The 18,757-nt window shown below is 47.6% G+C and carries 11 protein-coding genes; 10 read left to right on the top strand and 1 reads right to left on the bottom strand.

Annotation, left to right across the window (positions count from 1 at the left end):
* The first annotated feature begins 604 nt into the window (after positions 1 to 604).
* From qrcA to B147_RS32180, 5 genes are read left to right on the top strand one after another with little or no spacing between them, the layout of a single operon-like run.
* The gene (qrcA, locus tag B147_RS0115930) at positions 605 to 1,276 is read left to right on the top strand and encodes a menaquinone reductase multiheme cytochrome c subunit QrcA (protein ID WP_020588197.1); all 672 of its coding nucleotides are present in this window, start codon (positions 605 to 607) and stop codon (positions 1,274 to 1,276) included.
* Positions 1,277 to 1,320: 44 nt separating this feature from the next.
* Positions 1,321 to 3,429, top strand: a complete 2,109-nt coding sequence (gene qrcB, locus B147_RS0115925; protein ID WP_020588196.1) for a menaquinone reductase molybdopterin-binding-like subunit QrcB — start codon at positions 1,321 to 1,323, stop codon at positions 3,427 to 3,429.
* 31 nt (positions 3,430 to 3,460) lie between these two features.
* The gene (gene qrcC, locus B147_RS0115920) at positions 3,461 to 4,318 is read left to right on the top strand and encodes a menaquinone reductase iron-sulfur cluster-binding subunit QrcC (RefSeq protein ID WP_020588195.1); all 858 of its coding nucleotides are present in this window, start codon (positions 3,461 to 3,463) and stop codon (positions 4,316 to 4,318) included.
* Between the two features lie 31 nt (positions 4,319 to 4,349).
* Positions 4,350 to 5,606: a menaquinone reductase integral membrane subunit QrcD gene (qrcD, locus tag B147_RS0115915; RefSeq protein WP_020588194.1), complete on the top strand. Its 1,257-nt coding sequence runs from the start codon at positions 4,350 to 4,352 to the stop codon at positions 5,604 to 5,606.
* 14 nt (positions 5,607 to 5,620) lie between these two features.
* On the top strand, positions 5,621 to 5,779 hold the full coding sequence (locus B147_RS32180; RefSeq protein ID WP_020588193.1) for a hypothetical protein: 159 nt from the start codon (positions 5,621 to 5,623) through the stop codon (positions 5,777 to 5,779).
* Between the two features lie 104 nt (positions 5,780 to 5,883).
* Here the strand turns inward: B147_RS32180 and fliD are convergent, their stop codons facing one another.
* The gene (gene fliD, locus B147_RS0115905; RefSeq protein WP_020588192.1) at positions 5,884 to 7,929 is read right to left on the bottom strand and encodes a flagellar filament capping protein FliD; all 2,046 of its coding nucleotides are present in this window, start codon (positions 7,927 to 7,929) and stop codon (positions 5,884 to 5,886) included.
* 605 nt (positions 7,930 to 8,534) lie between these two features.
* Between fliD and B147_RS0115900 the strand changes: the two genes are divergently transcribed.
* The 5 genes from B147_RS0115900 (at position 8,535) to B147_RS0115880 (ending at position 18,708) form a co-directional block, all read left to right on the top strand.
* Positions 8,535 to 9,653, top strand: a complete 1,119-nt coding sequence (locus tag B147_RS0115900) for a FlgD immunoglobulin-like domain containing protein (protein WP_020588191.1) — start codon at positions 8,535 to 8,537, stop codon at positions 9,651 to 9,653.
* A gap of 72 nt (positions 9,654 to 9,725) precedes the next feature.
* Entirely contained in the window at positions 9,726 to 12,461 is a 2,736-nt protein-coding gene (locus B147_RS0115895) for a flagellar hook-basal body complex protein (RefSeq protein ID WP_020588190.1), read from the top strand.
* 16 nt (positions 12,462 to 12,477) lie between these two features.
* A complete protein-coding gene (locus tag B147_RS0115890; protein ID WP_020588189.1) occupies positions 12,478 to 12,951 on the top strand; it encodes a flagellar export chaperone FlgN in 474 nt (157 codons plus the stop codon).
* A complete protein-coding gene (flgK, locus tag B147_RS0115885; RefSeq protein ID WP_020588188.1) occupies positions 12,948 to 16,691 on the top strand; it encodes a flagellar hook-associated protein FlgK in 3,744 nt (1,247 codons plus the stop codon). The genes B147_RS0115890 and flgK overlap by 4 nt, the downstream gene beginning before the upstream one ends.
* Positions 16,692 to 16,755: 64 nt before the next feature.
* Positions 16,756 to 18,708, top strand: a complete 1,953-nt coding sequence (locus tag B147_RS0115880) for a flagellin N-terminal helical domain-containing protein (RefSeq protein WP_020588187.1) — start codon at positions 16,756 to 16,758, stop codon at positions 18,706 to 18,708.
* The last annotated feature ends 49 nt before the right edge of the window (positions 18,709 to 18,757 follow it).

The following is an 18,757-nucleotide window of genomic DNA, read 5'->3' as shown; positions in this document are numbered from 1 at the left end:
TATTCCACATTGATCAAAATAATGTCTCAAGATTGGTGCAAATCCAACAGGTTGCGTTTGAACATTTTTTATAACTGGCAGTCGCAATGATAGAGCCCTCCTTAACTTAACTGNAAAGACTCTACTTTTTTGTGAAAAAAATCTAGTTTAATTTCAAGTAGTTACGATTGATTATGGTGAATTATATTAAAAAATTGGGTGTATGCTCTAAAAATTAGACTTTTTCGACCGATTTTATTGATTTTTAAATTTATAAAATTCAAAATGGGAACAAGCGAAATCCAAGATATCAGACTTTTTACGAAGAATTACATTTTGTCCGGTTATTCTTTTAACGCTATTTTTTTATTGTATAAAAGATAAAATAGCTAAAGAAAATAATTTTAAATCCATTTTTGTTCAGGTCGTTCTGGGGCAAGGGTTTCCCAATTAAACTTGACAAGGGAAACAGATATTAATATAGATTGACCGAATTTGTATTTTCCGGACGTATTGCAGAAAATCGGCATGGCAAATGCTGTTCTGCGAAAAATATTGGCCTGGGCGTATCCTGTGGCCGCAAAGGTATGGTAACATCAACATTTTAACAATTGATGGAGTTTTCATGAGCGAGTTAGAAAACAAAGCAACTGATGGTCCTGAGGAGGGTGCGCACCACGGCACCAACAACGGTCCAAAAGATGACAAGGGGCTAGGCCTTGGTGTCATCTTTTTTATGGGGGCATTTCTGGTATGCTTCCTGTCGGGCTGGCTGCTGTTTCCAAAATTGCTTTATTCAAAAAAGGAACAGCCTTTTAATTTCGATCACAGCCTTCATGTCGAAGAAACAGGTGATTGTGAAACCTGCCATTTTCTTAGAGAAGACGGTACATTCTCCGGTATTCCGGGCCTGGAATCCTGTATGGAATGCCATACGGATGAGCCCATGGGAGAGACCGACGATGAAGCCGTGTTCGTAGAGGAGTATGTGGCCCAAGGCAAAGAAGTGCCCTGGCTGATTTATGCCAAACAGCCTGATTGTGTCTACTTTTCCCATGCGGCGCATATCGTTGCAGGCGACATGGATTGTAAGACCTGCCATGGTCACATTGGTGAGTCCTCATCTTCGCGGCCCTATGAAGAAAATAGGATTACCGGCTACAGCCGTGATATCTGGGGCAAAAATATCTGGGGGATCAAAAAGAATTCCTGGGATCGTATGAAGATGGACGACTGTGCGGATTGCCACCTGGAAGAAATGGGTCACAAAGGCTACTGCTTCCAGTGCCACAAGTAAAATACCTCAAGGACAAGCATTTCAAAGTTTATAAAGGATGACTTATGAAAATTGACAGACGAAGCTTCTTGGGATTGGGACTTGGCGCGGCAGCCGGCATCGCGCTTTCCCCTGTGGGTATCAAGCTGACAGATGATTCTTCCATCTGGACCCAGAATTGGCCCTGGACCCCTGTCCCTGAAGACGGAGAAATAACCTATGACCAGTCCGTGTGCAACCTGTGTCCAGGTGCTTGCGGCATCAGCGTCAGAAAAATAAATGGACGGCTTGTTAAGATCGAAGGCCTTGACGATTACCCAATTAACAACGGTGGTGCCTGTCTTCACGGCATTGCCGGCCTGCAGTATCTTTATGATCCTGCCAGAATAAAAACGCCGTTAAAGAAAAACGGAAACAAATTTGAAAAGATTTCCTGGGATGAGGCCATCTCACTTGTGGCCGGGAAATTGGGTGAAATCCGTGAGAGCGGCACACCTGAAACCCTTGGTCTAATCTCCGGTGCTAACACCAGCGGCTCCATGGCCCGGCTTTTTGGGCGGTTTATGGATGCTTTCGGTTCTCCGAATACTTATACCATGCCAAGCCTTGAATCCAATCTGGCGTTAACGGCTGCGACCCTTCACAGCCAGGATCGGCGCCTTGGGTTCGATCTTGAGCATTCCGATTTTATTTTAAGCTTTGGTGCGGCAATTATTGAAGGATGGGGTTCCCCTGCTGCCTGTATCCGGGCCAATGCATCAAGACTTGAACGTAAGGCTAAACTTGTACAGGTGGATTACAGACTGTCCAATACAGCCAATGCCGCCGATAGGCTTGTTGCCGTAAAACCCGGCACTGAAGCGGACCTGGCATTGGGTCTTTGTGCGGTACTGCTTGCAAAGAATTCGATTTCCGGCGACGTGAGCAAGTCCGCTTTTGCTGCTATGCTGAAAAACGAATATACACCGGACAAGGTAGAGGCCGTCACCGGCGTTAAAGCTGCGGATATTGAGGCCCTTGCCATGGAATTTATCAAGGCCAAGGCACCTGTTGCCGTGCCGGGAAAGGGCAGGGGAGACGTGGGGCAAAGCCTACGTGAATTCGCTGCAGTTCAGGCCCTTAATGCAATGGCAGGCCGCCTGAACAAAGAAGGCGGTGTGTTTGTCATGTTGCCTGCAGGTTATTTGAAGTTTCCTGAAAATGTAATGGATGATGCTGCAGAAAAGGGCGCAGGTAAGGATAAGCTTGCCGGTTCCGTAAATGAACTGGTTGACAAGCTTGAAGCGGATGGCGGCCTTTCAGCTCTCTTTATTTACAATGCCAATCCCTGCTACGCTTTGAACAATCCTGAGAAAGTCAAGGCTGCCATGGATAAAGTCGGATTCAAGGTCAGTTTCAGTTCTTTCATGGATGAAACAGCCCTTAGATCCGATGTGATTCTGCCTGCCTCCATTTTCCTTGAACGCCTCGAAGATGTCGTTTCCGGTGCAGGCCTTGCCAAGACAGTCGTGGGGCTGTGTCGGCCTATGGTTAAACCCGTATTTGACACCAAACACCCTGGCGATGCACTGATCCTCCTTGCCCAGGCCATGGGAGGCAGCATGGCGGAAAGTTTTTCCTGGAACGCTTATGATGCCTGCCTTGAAGAAGTGACGGGCGACATTTGGGACACCCTGACCGACGACGGATATGTGGTCATTGACGACAAGCCGCCTGTGGGAACCCCTGCAACGGATTTTACCTTCCTTGCTTCTGCGCCTAAAATTGATGTGCCTATGGATGAAGGTGATTTAACCCTGGTAGCCATTGATAAGATGCGGCTTGCCGGCGGTTCAATGATATCCTCTCCTTTTGCTGTGAAAACCGTTTCCGATAAGGTTCTTTCAGGTAAATACAGTGTTGTTGAAATTAACCCGGCCACTGCAGGCGCCTTGAAAGACGGTGATATGGCTGTCCTTAAAACCGCCATGGGGACGGTAAAGGTGAAAATCGGCCTTAATAAAGGTATTATGCCCGGCGTGATCGGTATGCCAAGGGGGCTTGGACATACCTTTAACGATCCTTACGTGGCCGGTAAAGGTGCCAATGTCAATGATCTGATCGGCCCGGTCATCGAGCCTGGTTCAGGACTGGATGCTGCCTTTGGAATTAAAGCCACCCTTTCCAAGGCGTAAACTGTTTACGAAATCATTTTAAGAGGTTCTGATGATAGAAAATAAAAAAGCCCATAAGTTCGGAATGGTTATTGATCTGGACAAATGCACGGGATGCGGTGCCTGCATGGTCTCGTGCATGTCCGAGAATAACGTTCCGTTTAAGGAGGATGAATCCAACAAAAAGGACAGCATCACCTGGATGCGGGTGTACAAGCTGACCAATGGAAAGTCCTTTCCGGAAACTGAAATAGCTTATATGCCCCGCCCATGCCAGCACTGCGCCGGAATCGGTGGTCATGGCCATTCTCCCTGCGTATCCGTATGCCCTGCCACGGCAACCGATTATGGTTATGATACTGGTATTGTCAGCCAGATCTATACCCGCTGCTTTGGCTGTCGGTACTGCATGGGGGCATGCCCGTACCATGCCAGATACTTTAACTGGTGGGATCCTAAATGGCCCGAGGGTATGGAAAACTACCTAAGCCCCAATGTGTCCCCGCGTATGCGCGGTGTGGTTGAGAAATGCTCCTTTTGCTACCACAGGTATCAGTCGGCACGGGAAAAGGCCCTTGTCGAAGACCGTGAAATAGAAGAGATGGAGTATCAGACCGCATGCACCACCGCGTGCCCGGCAGGCGCCATTGTGTTTGGTGATCTGAACAACCCTGCACACAAGGTCCATCAGATTGTCAAACCTGATCCCCATCCCGACCCCATGAACCACAAGGTTGTGGGAAAATCCAGAAACCCGAAAGTTTTCAGGCTGCTTGAACGCCTTGGCACTAACACCAAGGTGTATTATATGTCTGAGCGGGAATGGGTCAGAAAGGCCGGGGACAACTACCTTAAAGGTGAGTGGGAAAATGTTAAAACCCATCATGGGGCGTCTTCATCCCATGGTTAACTTGCATAACACTATTTAGGAGTAATTAGATATGTTAGATGATGCATTAATACCCGAAGGCGCCAAACGCTGTGCATTCCCGATATTCATGATTGGGATCATCATTGTGGGTGCTGTTTTGCTCTGGGGCGTTTATGCCATGTTTCTGTGCTGGTTCAAAGGTCTGAACCAGACCAACATGAACGACTACTACGGATTTGCCCTGTGGATCTGGGCTGACCTGGCCGTCATTGCAGTTGGCGGCGGTGCTTTTTTTACAGGTCTTTTGAAATATATTTTCAAGGTTGATGACTTGAAAAATATTATCAATTTTGCCGTAATCATTGGGTTCATCTGCTACAGTTCAGCCCTGCTGATCCTGGCCATTGATATTGGACAGCCGTTGCGCGGTTGGTTTATTTTCTGGCATGCCAATGTACATTCCATGCTTACAGAAGTGGCCTATTGTCTGTCCTGCTATTTTGCAGTACTGACCATTGAATTTATTCCCAATATCCTGGAAAATCGCCAGGCCAACAAGGTACCGTTTTTTCACCACCTGGCCCATAACATGCACGAGGTGATGGCCGTATTTGCCGCCACCGGTGCTTTCTTAAGTTTTTTCCACCAGGGATCCCTGGGCGGTGTGGCCGGCGTTATGTTTGGCCGTCCGTTTGCCTACCGCGAAGGCCTTTTGATCTGGCCGTGGACTTTTTTCCTGTTTACCTGGTCTGCCGCTGCATTTGGCCCTTGCTTCACCCTGCTGGTGACCAAGATGACGGAAATCATTACCGGTAAAAAGCTGGTGGGAGATAAAACCGTCAACCTGCTGGCAAAAATTTCCGGGTGGATGATTACCACTTATATTATTGCCAAGATTATTGATACCATTTACTGGGCGTTTGTTACCGCGCCCTCCATGGGATTTAAACTGAGCCATTTTTACAGCAATAACGGCTTATACGGATACTGGATCTTGATTACCGAAGTGATTCTGTGCGGTGTTGTGCCGGGGCTGCTTCTGATTAATAAAAGTACCCGGGAAAATCCGGCCACCCGCACCTTGGCCATCATTCTTGGTGTTATTGGTGTATGTTTGAACCGGTGGGTTATGGTGCTTCAGATTATGGCCGTGCCTGTGATGTCTTTTGATTCCTGGGCATTGTATATCCCAAGCTGGCAGGAAGTGGCGACAACCGTTCTGCCGGTGGCCTACGGGATTATCCTGATTGCAGTTGCATACCGGTATCTGCCGGTATTTCCCCAGGAATTAGAACTTAACGAATCTGCCGAAGCGGCACAAAACTGATAAAGGAGGTTTTAATGTTTCCCTTTTGTTTTGAATGGGCCTGGGATATCGGCCATGCAATTTTTTTCGGTGGGTTCTGGTATGCCATTGGCATTTTAGGGGCAGGTATGACCTATTGCTTTCTTAAAGCGGCCTATGACACGGTCAATGATAAAGGCGGCTCCCATCACTGAATTTGTTAATTAATTCGTATCCTAAAAAGGCGGACTTTTTTCACTGAGAGATAAAAAGTCCGCCTTTTTTTGTTTTACGTTGCTGAAATGAGCTGAGAAAATTTTTAGTCTTCTTTTGTGGACATCATTGTATCAATATAATTTTGTGTACTGGCAATTTCTGAAAGATAAGAGTCCAGTTCCGTGTATTCTGCTGCCATTCTTTCATATTTTTTTTCAATGCGGGCCATGTCTTCTTGGTAATCTTTTCCCAGCCGATTCACCTTATCTTCGATAGTATCGATCTCATCCTGAAGATATCCACCGGATACGGCATAGCTGCCAAAGGAGTCATTGAGAATATCTCCCAGTCCTTCATCATCATCCGTGCCCCTAAGCAGGGTAACGACATCATCATAACTGTTGCTTAATATTTCATTCAGTGCGTCTTCGTCCAGGGTCAGCGAGCCGTCCCTGTTAATTTCTATACCGATGTCCAATAGGTTGGTAATAGATCCGTTTGTATCCACAGTGCTGGTTATCAGATCCTGAAGGGTCTGCTTCAGCGTTCTAACGGTGGAGCTTTTAGCCAAGGAGCCCCAACTTTCTTCAGCTTCGTTGTAATCATCATTCTCATCAATTTCAGTCAAAAGCGCGTTGTAAGTTTCAACAAGCGAAGTTAATTCAGTTACAATGTCTTCGGTGTCGTTTTCTACGGTAATGGTGGATGAACCTGTAGCATACAGTTTCAGGGCCACGCCTTCGACAATATCGTCAATCCCCGTATTTTCCTGGCGCTGATAAGTATTGCCGTTCACGGTGAGCATGGCATTGAGCGAGGCGTCCATTGGCGTTATGGTTTGGGTCTCCGTGAATCCCAGGGTGGCGGCTGCAGTGCTGTTTGCATTTTCCCAGTCAACGGTCACACTTCCAAGGGTGCCGGCCTCTGATATGGACATCAGGCCGGTATCAGCGTCAATATCAATCTGGTAATCCCTATTGTTTCCATCTTCTTTTGAAGCATTTTCAAGGGCTTTTTCCACCGCTTCGGCAAGCTCTTCTGCGGTTCCGTAATCCCCTGCATTGATTTCTGCAGTTAAGGAAACCGCTCTGCCGTCTTCATCCACCTCTTCAAAGGCAATGGTGTTGTTGGTGTTATCAATAGTTACGGCAGTTTCAAAGGATATGGCGTTATCCCCCGTCATGGTATAGCCTTTACCATTTGATTCGTTTAAACCTAACCCATCCGGCTGACTTATAATGTTTATTCTGTTGTCTTCGCCGGTGTTATCGGCTTCGAGAACCAGCTGATAGGGGTTGTCCCCTGTGCCGGTATAAATAACCGATGCGGTGACGCCGGGGTTGTCGTCAGCTTCGTTAATACGTTCCGCTAAGTTTTTAAGGGAGATTTCTGCCGGCACTGAGAGAGTAAAAATTTCACCATCACCCACGGTGAATGAGAGTTCTTCTTTGGGAGCCGTGAAAGAGGTTACCCCCTCTGAACCTTCTACATCCACACGGCCATCCTCCCCTGTGGTGCCGGTAGCGGACTCAATTTGAATATGTATCAGGCCCTCTTCGTCTTCGTAGGTGGATGCCGTAACATATTGACTTATGGTTGGGTCATCATTGATCGCTGAAAGCAGGCCGTCAACGCTCATGCCGTCAACAGTTCCGGTGATGGTAAACGTCAAAGGTTCATCTTCGTTCCCGTAACTGATGGTCAGTGTTTCTGACTCTTCAAGAACCGTATCCGTCGGGTCGTTGTAACCCTCGGTGGATTGTTGGGTGGTGGGTACATAGACTGTGGCCGATTCAGAGGCAAATCCATCCGATATGTATGAACTGGCAGACGCAAGGCGGGTAGTGGTAATGGTGTGAGTGCCGGTTTTTGTTCCGTCAAGTACTGTTGCGGTTGTTACGTCGTCATTGGATGAAGTTACTTCTCTGTAAAGGTAAGTGGAAGATAAGGAGAGGTTCAACGCACTGGATTTCATGCCCAACAGCTGACTTTGGACGGAAGATAGAGCTTCTTCCTCGGCCTGCAGTTCTTCAATATCGTCCAGCGTCATTCCTGCAATGGTTTCATCAGCTTCCCGCTGGGTGTCCAACAAACTTTGAAGATCAAGGTCAGACCCAAGTCCAAGTGAGGTGATGGTACCGGTTGCCATGATTTTTCTCCTTAAAAGTATTATCAGCCATTGACAGGCAAATTCTTCCGAGTATTGGATCTCGTATCGCCCTTAGAGGGTATATCCTTTAGATAACAAAATTTCATTCTTAAATATATATCAAATAGTTAATTCATATAACATGCTGTTTTTATATAAGTATAGTGTATTTTATTGGAATTAAACAAGTGAGATTTTTTTAGTAAAATATTATTTGGTTGTCGCCCCTACCCTGTTGGTCAGCTGAAATCAATCCGTGGGATAGGTAAAAAATTCCACGTTTAAAATACGAAACGCAGACGCGGCAATCTTTTCTGAGACAATAAGATTAAATTTTTATATCATTAGATTGTTTTGAAATAAATAGGTATATTATATTTTATAACACATAATAATAATGTAATTATCTTCATTGAAAACAAACTATTTAAGAACTAATCATATGATATATATTTACATATTCTGCCTCCGGAACTTGTGAGTAGATCTTTTAGGCACTTTTCTTGGTTTGATTAAGACCAAGTAAGACAAGGATAGGTGTCTTTGGCATTTTAAAACACCGGTCCCATCATTAAACTAAGTATAAACAGCCGGAGGAGGCAGGCATGTCTGATAATTCGATACTTTCATCACTGGTTAACGGTTATGAGGCTTATGATGCTGAGAAAACCTCAACAGATAGTGACGCTGGCACGACAACTTCATTGGGCACCGAAGACTTTTTAACCCTTTTAGTGGCCCAGCTTGAGAATCAGAATCCCCTTGATCCGGCAGATACGGAACAGTTCACAGATCAGTTGGCCCAGTTTAGCCAGGTCGAACAGTTGATCAATGTTAATGATAAGCTTGATGAAATGGTGGCGGATGATGAGGATACGGTCGGCAATATTGATGCCAATTCATTTGTGGGGAAGACAGTAACCGCAACAGTGACCTCAATGACCATTGATGACGGCTCTGTTACCTCCGGTTTTTATGAGGTTGATGAGCCCGCTGAGGTCCTTGTGTATGTATATGACTCAAATGGTACCAAGGTGGCGACGCTGTCCCAGGGCGAAGTTGAGGCCGGATCATATCTGATCTCCTGGGATGGCACGGATGATGAGGGTAACAGTCTGGATGACGGGGAATATTCCTACGTGGTTATGGCCAATTCCGGGGACGGATACGAAGAAGTTAAATCCTATCTGTCCGGAACCGTGGATGCGGTGTCGTACCAAAACGGAAAAGGGTTCCTGGTTGTCAGCGGCGTGCTGGTTGACCCGGACAATGTGACCACAGTAACCTCGTCTTCATCCTCATCTTCCACTGATTCCACTTCCGTTCTTGAATATCTCGGCACCACGGTTTCGTCCGGTTATCCAATCGTCCGGGTGGAAGACGGCGAGGTCCAGGGGGATGCATTAGGCTTTAGTCTGACAGCGTCTTCCGATGTCACAGTGACAATTTATAATAGCGACGATGAAGAAATTGATACCATTGAGATATCAGCTGACAATACAACCACCGGAGAAAATGAGGTCACCTGGGATGGGCTGACAAGCGGCGGTTATAAGAGTTCTGACGGACTTTATTACTACACGGTTACAGCGGATACAGGCACAGCCTCCACCGATATTTCCGGGGAGGTGAGTGCCATCACTTCCGTGGACGGCACCCAATACCTTGAAATTGGAGATACCGGGCGTCTGGTATCTGTATCAAGTGTAACAACAATTGAATAGAAACAGGCAGGCTTAAAAATTTTACCATATCTGCCTGGGGAATAAAATTTTACCCATGCTAAGGAGGACATTATGTCATTAACCAGTTCCCTTTATGCCGGCACCAGCGGTCTGGGCAACACCGGAAACGCACTCCAGGTCACAAGTAATAATATTTCAAACATCAATACACTTGGGTTTAAAAAGGGAACCGCCACCTTTGCAGATACCCTTTACCAGACCATCGGCACTAATGCCGGCGCTTCCCAGGTGGGGCTTGGTATGAATGTTGACAATGTCGCCCAGGTGTTTACCGATGGCTCCCTTGAAACCACAAGCAATGCAACAGACCTTGCCATTGGCGGTGATGGTTTCTTTATTGTGTCCGAGGCCGGATCTGAGGAGCGCTATTATACAAGGGCCGGTAATTTTTCATTTGACGAAAACGGCGCGCTCGTCACTTCCGCCGGGTATATTCTCCAGGGGTGGTATGTTGAAGGGAATACCGGAGAAGCATACGGGGCCATTACCGACTTGATATTGACAGAGTTTACAAGTCCGCCGGATGATACCGAGGAAATTACCGTAATTACCAACCTGGATTCCGATGCCGAGTCCAAATCCGTGGTTTTGTCAAACTTGTTTAAATATGATGAGGATAACGGCACCACAATGAACTCGGATGGTTATGAATACCAGACCGTGGTCACGGCGTATGACTCTCTGGGCTCTGCCCATGAAGTCACCATCTACTACGATAAAAAATCAGACACCGATTGGGAATATGTTATTACCTGTGATCCGAGTGAAGACAACCGCGCCCTTGTGACGGGTACGGATGCTGCAGGGCTTTTGGCAAGGGGCAGCATTAACTTTTCCGAAAGTTCCGGTGAAGTCGTTTCCATAACCATGGAAGAACTTACGGGCGTGATCGGTAACGTTGGAATATCCGGAAACAATACCATAGATGATGTTCATTTTGAAATTGAAGATATGGAAGCCATCCAATGGGATGGTTACGGCATTAGAATGATATATGACGGTGATAATTGGGAACTTGTCAATGACAGTGAATATCCGCTGCCAGACATGTACAGTAATGCGGAGATTATCTATTCCGATGCCTCAAACGTCTATCTTGTGCTCGATCCTACCTCCAGCGGCCTGGACGAAGAGGCGGATTTAAAGATTTCTCTGGACGAATACGCTATGGCCGGAGATACCCTTACCTTTGATGTTAATAATCCAACAGAACTTCATGTCCAGGATATTGAAAATGCGGTTTATGATGGTGATGCTTACAACAATACGACCATCACCATTAACGATCCCGGTGTAATGACGACAGATGCTCAAGATATTTCCCTTGTTTGGAATCCGTACACGGAAACCTGGGCCTGGAGTAATCCGGCTGGAGCCAACGATGACGGTACTCTGGTAAGTGATGCGGATGGGATAGCTACCTATACTGTCACCAATGCGGACACCATGGATATGGTGGCCGAGGATGTCAGCTTATATTGGGACGGAGCGGAATGGAAATGGAACGAGGAGTTAAAAGATCGTGATATCACTATCGACACTGCCACCACCGATCTTGAAGGCGGCGTCACTCCGGATTTCACCGTCCAGGAATTGAGTTCGGCGGGTGCTGGTATCCTAGCTGGTGATTATACCCTTACATGGGATTCCGTTGCCGGGGACTGGGTTGCCGTTGGACCGGGGGCCACTATAAACTGTACCGTCACAAATACGACAGATGAAGGTTGTGAGCTGATCATCGAAGATACGGTTTCCGGAGATTCTTCCACCATAGAAATATCCCTTGATGATGCCATGGATACCACTGTCAATGGTCAGATCATTGCCTTTACGATTGAATCCACTCCCCCTGAAGAATATGCGGATGCTATAATTCTCTCTGGTCCTGCCCCTATCGCTGTCTCCGATGTCAATACGATTTTCATTAGTTTTGACGGCGATGATACTGAGGATCTTGAAATAGCTGGAGTAGACGGGGCAGCCGACGCAACTTTCAGTTTTGATGTAATTCCCGATACCCCGCCGTCTGAATACAGCAATGCCACCCTTTCAGGCGACGCCACATATTGCTCCATCGATCTTGACGGGTCCGGAAATGAGGACGACAGGCAGGACATTGTCTTCACTTTTGAAGAAGACCTTAAATCCGGTAGGGATACTGATCCTTTGGACGACAGCAGTGTAATCACCTTTGATATTTCTGGCTCCACGGCATGGCGAACGGTTACAACCGATGAGGCGAAAGATACCGGATATTACCAGTTTACGGTTGATTTTCTCGGCGGCGAGTTTGGGGTAACGGAAACCGATATCTCATTTAATATCGGGTCAAAATTTGACGGCAATAACTGGGTGAATGATTCCCTATCCTCCACCCAGTACGCCACCTCTTCTTCCACCATATACCAGGACGCAGACGGTTATCCGGCCGGGGATCTGACTGGAATCGGCGTGGAGTCCGACGGTCTGGTCTCCGGTACCTACTCAAACGGCCAGGAACTTGCCTTGTTTATGGTCGCTCTGGCAGACTTCAACAATGTAAACGGCCTTAAAAATGAGGGAGGCAATCTTTATTCAGCCACAAGGGACAGTGGGTCAGCCACCACCAATAAACCCGGTCAAAACGGGCTTGGCTCCCTATCATCCTATGCCCTTGAGATGTCCAACGTGGATATTTCCGAGGAATTTGTTGCAATGATCGAACTGCAGAATGCCTATGATGCCAATGCTAAAATCATTACTACTGTGGATGAAATGATGAGCACGGTCATCGGCATGAAACGATAGCAACGAGGGGTGCATCATGATACTTCCTTTGATTAAACCCGAAGTGGAAACTGATTCCGTGGCGGTTCTTGAACGGAAAATGATCAGGCTCCGGGCGTTGTACAAGGAATTGATCCACATCATAGATGCTGAATATGCGGCCGGCATGGCCTATGATTCAAAATCATTGAAAAAGCTTGTCCTAAGACAACAAAACTGCGTTAACCGGTTTGAGCATCTCAATCGTTCCATGGGCAAGCAACTGGGCATGATGGCAGGCCGGGAAATGCCTTCCACCATGCCGAAAACCCTTGTCAACCGGGTAAAAATGATTCGGGGATTGACCCCAAAGCAGGAAGATGAATTATCGGCGCTTGCAAATGATCTCGAACAAAAACACCGGAAATTGATGCAGGCCGCCTCCCGCAACAGTCAACTGTTTAAACGCGTTTTGAACCGCCTGTCCGTCACGTCCAAGTATGTTAACCACAGGAATATGGGGGCCCCATGAGCAGCCTTAACGCCATATTAAATACTGCGTCTAATGCCGTCACAGCCTATCAGGCGGCCATCAGTGTGACAGGCCAGAATATTGCCAACGCGGATAATGATGATTACAGCATCCAGAAGGCAGAATTTGCCACCACATCCACGGTAAACTCCCGTGGGAATATTTACGGTACAGGGGTCACGGTTGCTTCTGTCTCCAATTCCGTAAACCAGATTATTGAGAACGCGTTGACTTCTGAATTATCCAACCAGGCCGCCCTGGAAGAGGCACGGGTTTATATGTCTTCCATTGAAGATCTGTTTTCCGAAGACAGTGCTGACAGCCTGAATACTCTTTTGGATGCCTACTGGTCTTCCTGGGAGGACTTGAGCAACAACCCGTCCGGTGAAACCGAACAAAATGCCGTATATGATGCAGGCCTCGCCCTTACGGAACGTATTAATGCCATTGAAGCGTCCATGGCTGATCTGACCGACGACCTGAACAATGAAATTTCTTCCGCTGTTGCCGAAGTCAACAGCATTTCGGATCAGATCGCAGCGTTAAACCTGGCCATCATCACCGCCGAAAGTGGGGGGGGGAATGCCAATGACCTTAAGGATGAACGAAACGCCCTGGTGGACGATCTTGGCGGATTCATCAACATTGATATCACCGTTAAAGAAGACGGTTCCTACCTGATTCTCTCCAATGGCCTGCCGTTGGCGGAAGATGGTATTTCATACGATTTAAGCGTGAAACAGGGAAGCGTGTATTGGACTGGAAAGTCCGGAAACGCCTATGACATTACCGATGATATCTCCGGCGGTGCCATTGCCGGATGGCTTGAGGTCAGGGATGTGGCTATTCCCGAAACCCAGGCTGAATTCAATGAACTTGCAGCCAACCTGATCTGGACCCTGAACTATCAGCACTCCCAAGGGGCGGGGCAGACCTATTTTTCAGGCGTCCTGGAAGGAACTTACGAGGCCGGGAATAGCGGGACCTTTGATAGTTTATACTACGGAGATGAGATTGATTACACCAAGGATTTTTCCATGGTGATCCAGGATGCCACGGACACAACGTCGGAATACCAGACCGCGACCGTGGATATGTCCATCTCCACATCTGAAATCTCCAATATCACCGGATCCGGCGAGGATAACAGCATTTATGAACTCACCGTTATTGATGAGGGAACCCTGGGAAGCAAAACCGTGGTGCAGTCCAGCGGCGAGTTTCTGGGCGGTGTATCCAAAGATTCAGATATTTACGCTGCCCTGGATAAGGCACTGGCTGAACAGACCCTTACCATTACCAACGGTTCCGACACCCAGACCCTGGAGATTTCAGACCGTGGGGCCGGAGCCATCCGGTCCGCTGCCGACATTGCTGAAGAACTTTCCGACATAGAGGGCATAGCTGCCTATGCATCCGCGACGTCTGCCTATTTTGGCCTCTCTGGTATATCGGCAGGCGATGGAGATGTCGTGGAATTTACACTGTATGTTGACGGGGTGATGGAGGATGTCAGTTTTATTCGGGACGTTTCTCAAAATATTGACGAACAGTTTGAAGATGCGCTTAAGGCCGCGGTGGAATCCATTAATGAGACCAACCAGAACACGGATCTGGCCGTGGACGGCAACTCCATTGAAAGTGCGTCAGGTGCCACTATCGGAATTTACGAATTCAATGCCAATGCCGGAGATATACTATCCGTTTCCTTGGATGCCAGTGGCTCCGAAATGCAATCTTTGACAAATGGAACAAGCGATGCCGTGGCAATCACCGGTTCCCTGACCATTATCATGGATCCAGGTATGGAAATCAGTTCGGATGAGAAATCCACTGCCGCTTTGTTCGGTGCCACCGGAACACCAGTGTCCGGAACCAGTATGATCACTCTCGGTGGGAGTGACGGTTATAAAGATTTTGATGGTGAAGTTATCTATTTTGAAGTGGATGACAACTTTATAACATACACGGCCCCATCCGGGGTCACGGATGAAGATCAGGCCCTGCAGCTATACCTTGCTTTGACGGACCCAGCAACTGGTCTGGAAGCCCAGGCCCCGGGATGCTATGAGGTCATCAAGAACGGCACATCCGTCACCATTGTGAAAATAGACGACGAAGACGAAGATGCCATCGAAATTTCCAATTTCACAGGTGGCAATGCCGAGTTAAGCGTATCCACAGGTACCGGGTCCGGCAGTGAATCGCCGGAAAATGATATCCTCTCAAATACAAAAGATTCTACTACAGCCGTCACGTTTAGTGATCCTGCCATTATTTACTGGGAAATTCTGGACAGTAGCGGCAACTCCACCGGCGAGGACGGATATGTTGACATTGATGAATCCGGCGTGGTGGAAATCATTGAAGACGGGAAAACAACCTTAAGTTTTGAAATATCCGATGGCAGCCTTGTCGCCGGAAACACCCTTCGGATCAATACTGATGACGACGGCCAAGCCGATATTCTTCTCGGCTCGGTTACAGGAAAGGCTGCAAGTGTCGATGATACTTATGAGTTTACAGTTATTTCCGGCGGCACCCTGCCGGATAATGAAGACGATGTGGTGATCGAATGGAAGTCTGAAACCGATTCAGGCACCATTAAACTGGAAGGCAATGAGGATGAGAATTCCCAGATCATTGTGGAAGTGGACGGCATGACCATAGCCTTTGACAGCGGCACCCTTGTGAACGGCGATGTTTTTTATGTCACCACGGATGAAAATGGTAAAGCCGTGGCCGATGCCACCGGGAATACCCTGCAAACCCTTTCGGACTGGCACTGGACCCTTGACTCCTTTGCCGATGAGTTTAATCGAAGCGCAGGCGGCGTGACGGCTTCAGTTACAAAAGACAATACCATTAAATTTAATACCAGTGATGACTATTGCGCCATTGAAAACGTAACCTGTTCGGGCAGTGACAACATTGACGAAGAAAATTTTGAGATTACGGTGTTAAACTACAGCGCCCTTGAATTTGAAGCCGAATCTCTTGAATTTAAGCGCACAAACGGCACCTGGCGTGTTGCAAACGACCCCACAGGCAGCACCATCTCTATTATTCCGGAAGGCGGTGATGATGACGGGTTTCAGATTGATCTGGACGGAGACGGTGTGGGGGATATTGAAATCGCCTTTGACAAGTCTGTTTCCGGTGACGGGTATATACGCATGGATTTGGAATCCAAGGACGCGGATGATCTGTCCTATGCCTTTGCAGGAAATGAAGACGGGGACAGTGGGGTTGCCGCAGCCCTTGGGGTGAATACTTTTTTTACCGGAACGGGCGCATCAACGATTAGTGTCAATGACGTGGTGTCCGACGGAGATTTGCTGGCGTCAGGCATCATGGATACGGAAACCTTCGAGCTTGCCTCCAGCGACAACACCAATGCCTTGGCCATGGCTGAAACCCGGTACGACAGTGTAGACATGAAATCGTATACATATACCAGGGGAGAGGGTGTTACGATTACGGTAACCGCCACCTCGCTGGATGATTACCAGGCCTCTCTGGTCTCTACCATCGGGGCTACAGCGGCCGGCATTGATTCCGCTTTGGAATATTCCGAAACTCTGGCGTTTCAGCTCACTGAGCAGCGGGATTCAATATCAGCCGTCTCCCTGGATGAAGAAATGATTAACCTGACAGCCCAGCAACAGGCGTATCTTGCCGCAGCTAAGTTGCTGACAATGGTGCAGGAAATGTATGACGCTATACTTGCAACGCGTTGATTTTTTTTAAAGATTTAATTTTTTTTGGATCAATTCATAACACAGATCCTATAGGAGGTCCGCCATGAGAGTCGCAACCATAAGCATATACAAACAGGCCACATACCAGCTTGGACGGCTCACCTCTGATTTGAACGATGCCAATAACGTCGTATCCAATAATCTGAAAATCAGTTCCGCCTCTGATGACCCAACGGGTATGAAACAGGTGCTCACCATCAATTCCGACCTGGCTGCATTTGACCAGTATCAGGTGAATGTGGATCAGGCCCAAAACGTGCTGACCACGGCTGAAACAGCCCTGGACGCCATGGCGGATCAGTTGGCTGAGATGAAACTGTTATCCTCGTCTTTGGCCAATGCTTCTGCCTCTTACCAGGAGAGATCCGACGCTGCAGAGAGCATGCAGGTGTATCTTGACGGCCTTCTGGATCTTGCCAATACGGATGCGTATGGCGGGTATGTCTTCGGCGGTGATGACAACCAGACAACGCCTTTTACCTATGACGATGATGATAATCCCACCAGCGTAACCTATAATGGCAGCAGTGAAAAAGTAAACATCAGCATTTCAAAGAACACCACCATATCCCTGGACTGTTGTGGCAGTGACCTGTTCTATGAAGATAAAATCATCGTCGATACCACCAATCACCAGATCATTTTCACCGAAGATCCCGGTGCCGGAGAAGATAATATTTTGACAATTGAGGCGACGATTACCAGCGGTACTTACAGCAAAGAAGAACTTGCGGCTGTTGTTGAAGATACATTGAATGAGGCCTCTGAAGAATATGGATACGGTGTCGTTTATGAGGTGGGATATGATGAAAAAACCAACACCTTTTCCATTGGTACAGACGGTAGTGATACCACCACTACCGTAACTTTTGAGAACGTTCAGACCGAAACCGCCAGGATTGTCAATTTTGAAGCCGCCAACCAGGATTTTAACGACGTTGAAATTCAAATTATAAACGACGCATCCCTGACCGAATACACCCCGGATGACGGCTCAGAACCCTTAACGTTGACTTACACCGAAGACGGCACCTGGAAGGTTACCAATGATCCCGGATACGGGCTTGCTGCCGAAATTGACGCCAACGGCCAAACCATAGAAATAGATGTGGATGGTGACGGTGCGTTTGATATTGCTGTCGATCTGAATGAAACCCCGGAAGAGGGTACTGCCATCTCCTTTGACATTACCCAAGGGTATGAAAATGCAAGTATTTTGCCGGATCTTGGGTTTGATTTTCAAACCACAATGCTTTCGCCGGTATCCGGGATTACGCCGGTGTCAGGGATCGTTACCGTGGTGCCGGGAGTAAACAACACCATTGATTTCACAGAAACCACAAGGGACGGTGAAACCAGTGTACAGTTGACAGCCACCTTAGAAGACGGTGCTTCTTACGCAGACGGTGAATCCTATGCCGAGGCCGTGGAAAAAGCCCTTGAAACCGCATCTGCTGAAAACGGCAACCGGGTTAACTACTCGGTTGAATATGATGAAGACAGCAAAAGATTTACCATCAGCGAGGATCTTGATACGGGCCGCCGGCTTGAATCCTTTGAATTGCTCTTCTCATCGGGCACAAATAGTGACTCCAGTGCAAAATCTGATCTTGGTTTTGGTGACCAAGATGTTTCATCCGCTCCTGTGGAAGGTAAAGAGGCCACCTGGAGTATCTGGGATACGATTTTTGATTTGAAATCGGCTTTGGAGAATGACGATGTGGACGGCATTCAGCGGGCCATGACCCGGCTGGAAAATCATTATGAAAGTCTCACCTCAAGCATGTCGACTGTGGGTACCATTTACGACAGTACAATCACCACCGAATCCACCATCACGGATACGGATTTGACATTGACCAGCCAACTTTCCACGGTCCGGGATGCAGATACCGTGGAAGCCATTATGAATCTTAAATCCGCCCAGACCGTTTATCAAGCGGCGTTAAGTTCGACATCCTCTGTTATGGGCGTAAGTCTGGTGGATTACATGTAATTCGTATTTGGACGAAAATTTGCCCATCTGCGGCGTTGCACCTGGGCAA

This window comes from Desulfobacter curvatus DSM 3379, assembly GCF_000373985.1.
In the GTDB taxonomy this organism is placed as follows: Bacteria; Desulfobacterota; Desulfobacteria; order Desulfobacterales; family Desulfobacteraceae; genus Desulfobacter; species Desulfobacter curvatus.
Note: the sequence above shows the minus strand (reverse complement) of the source record. Positions and strands in the feature narration are given on the sequence as shown.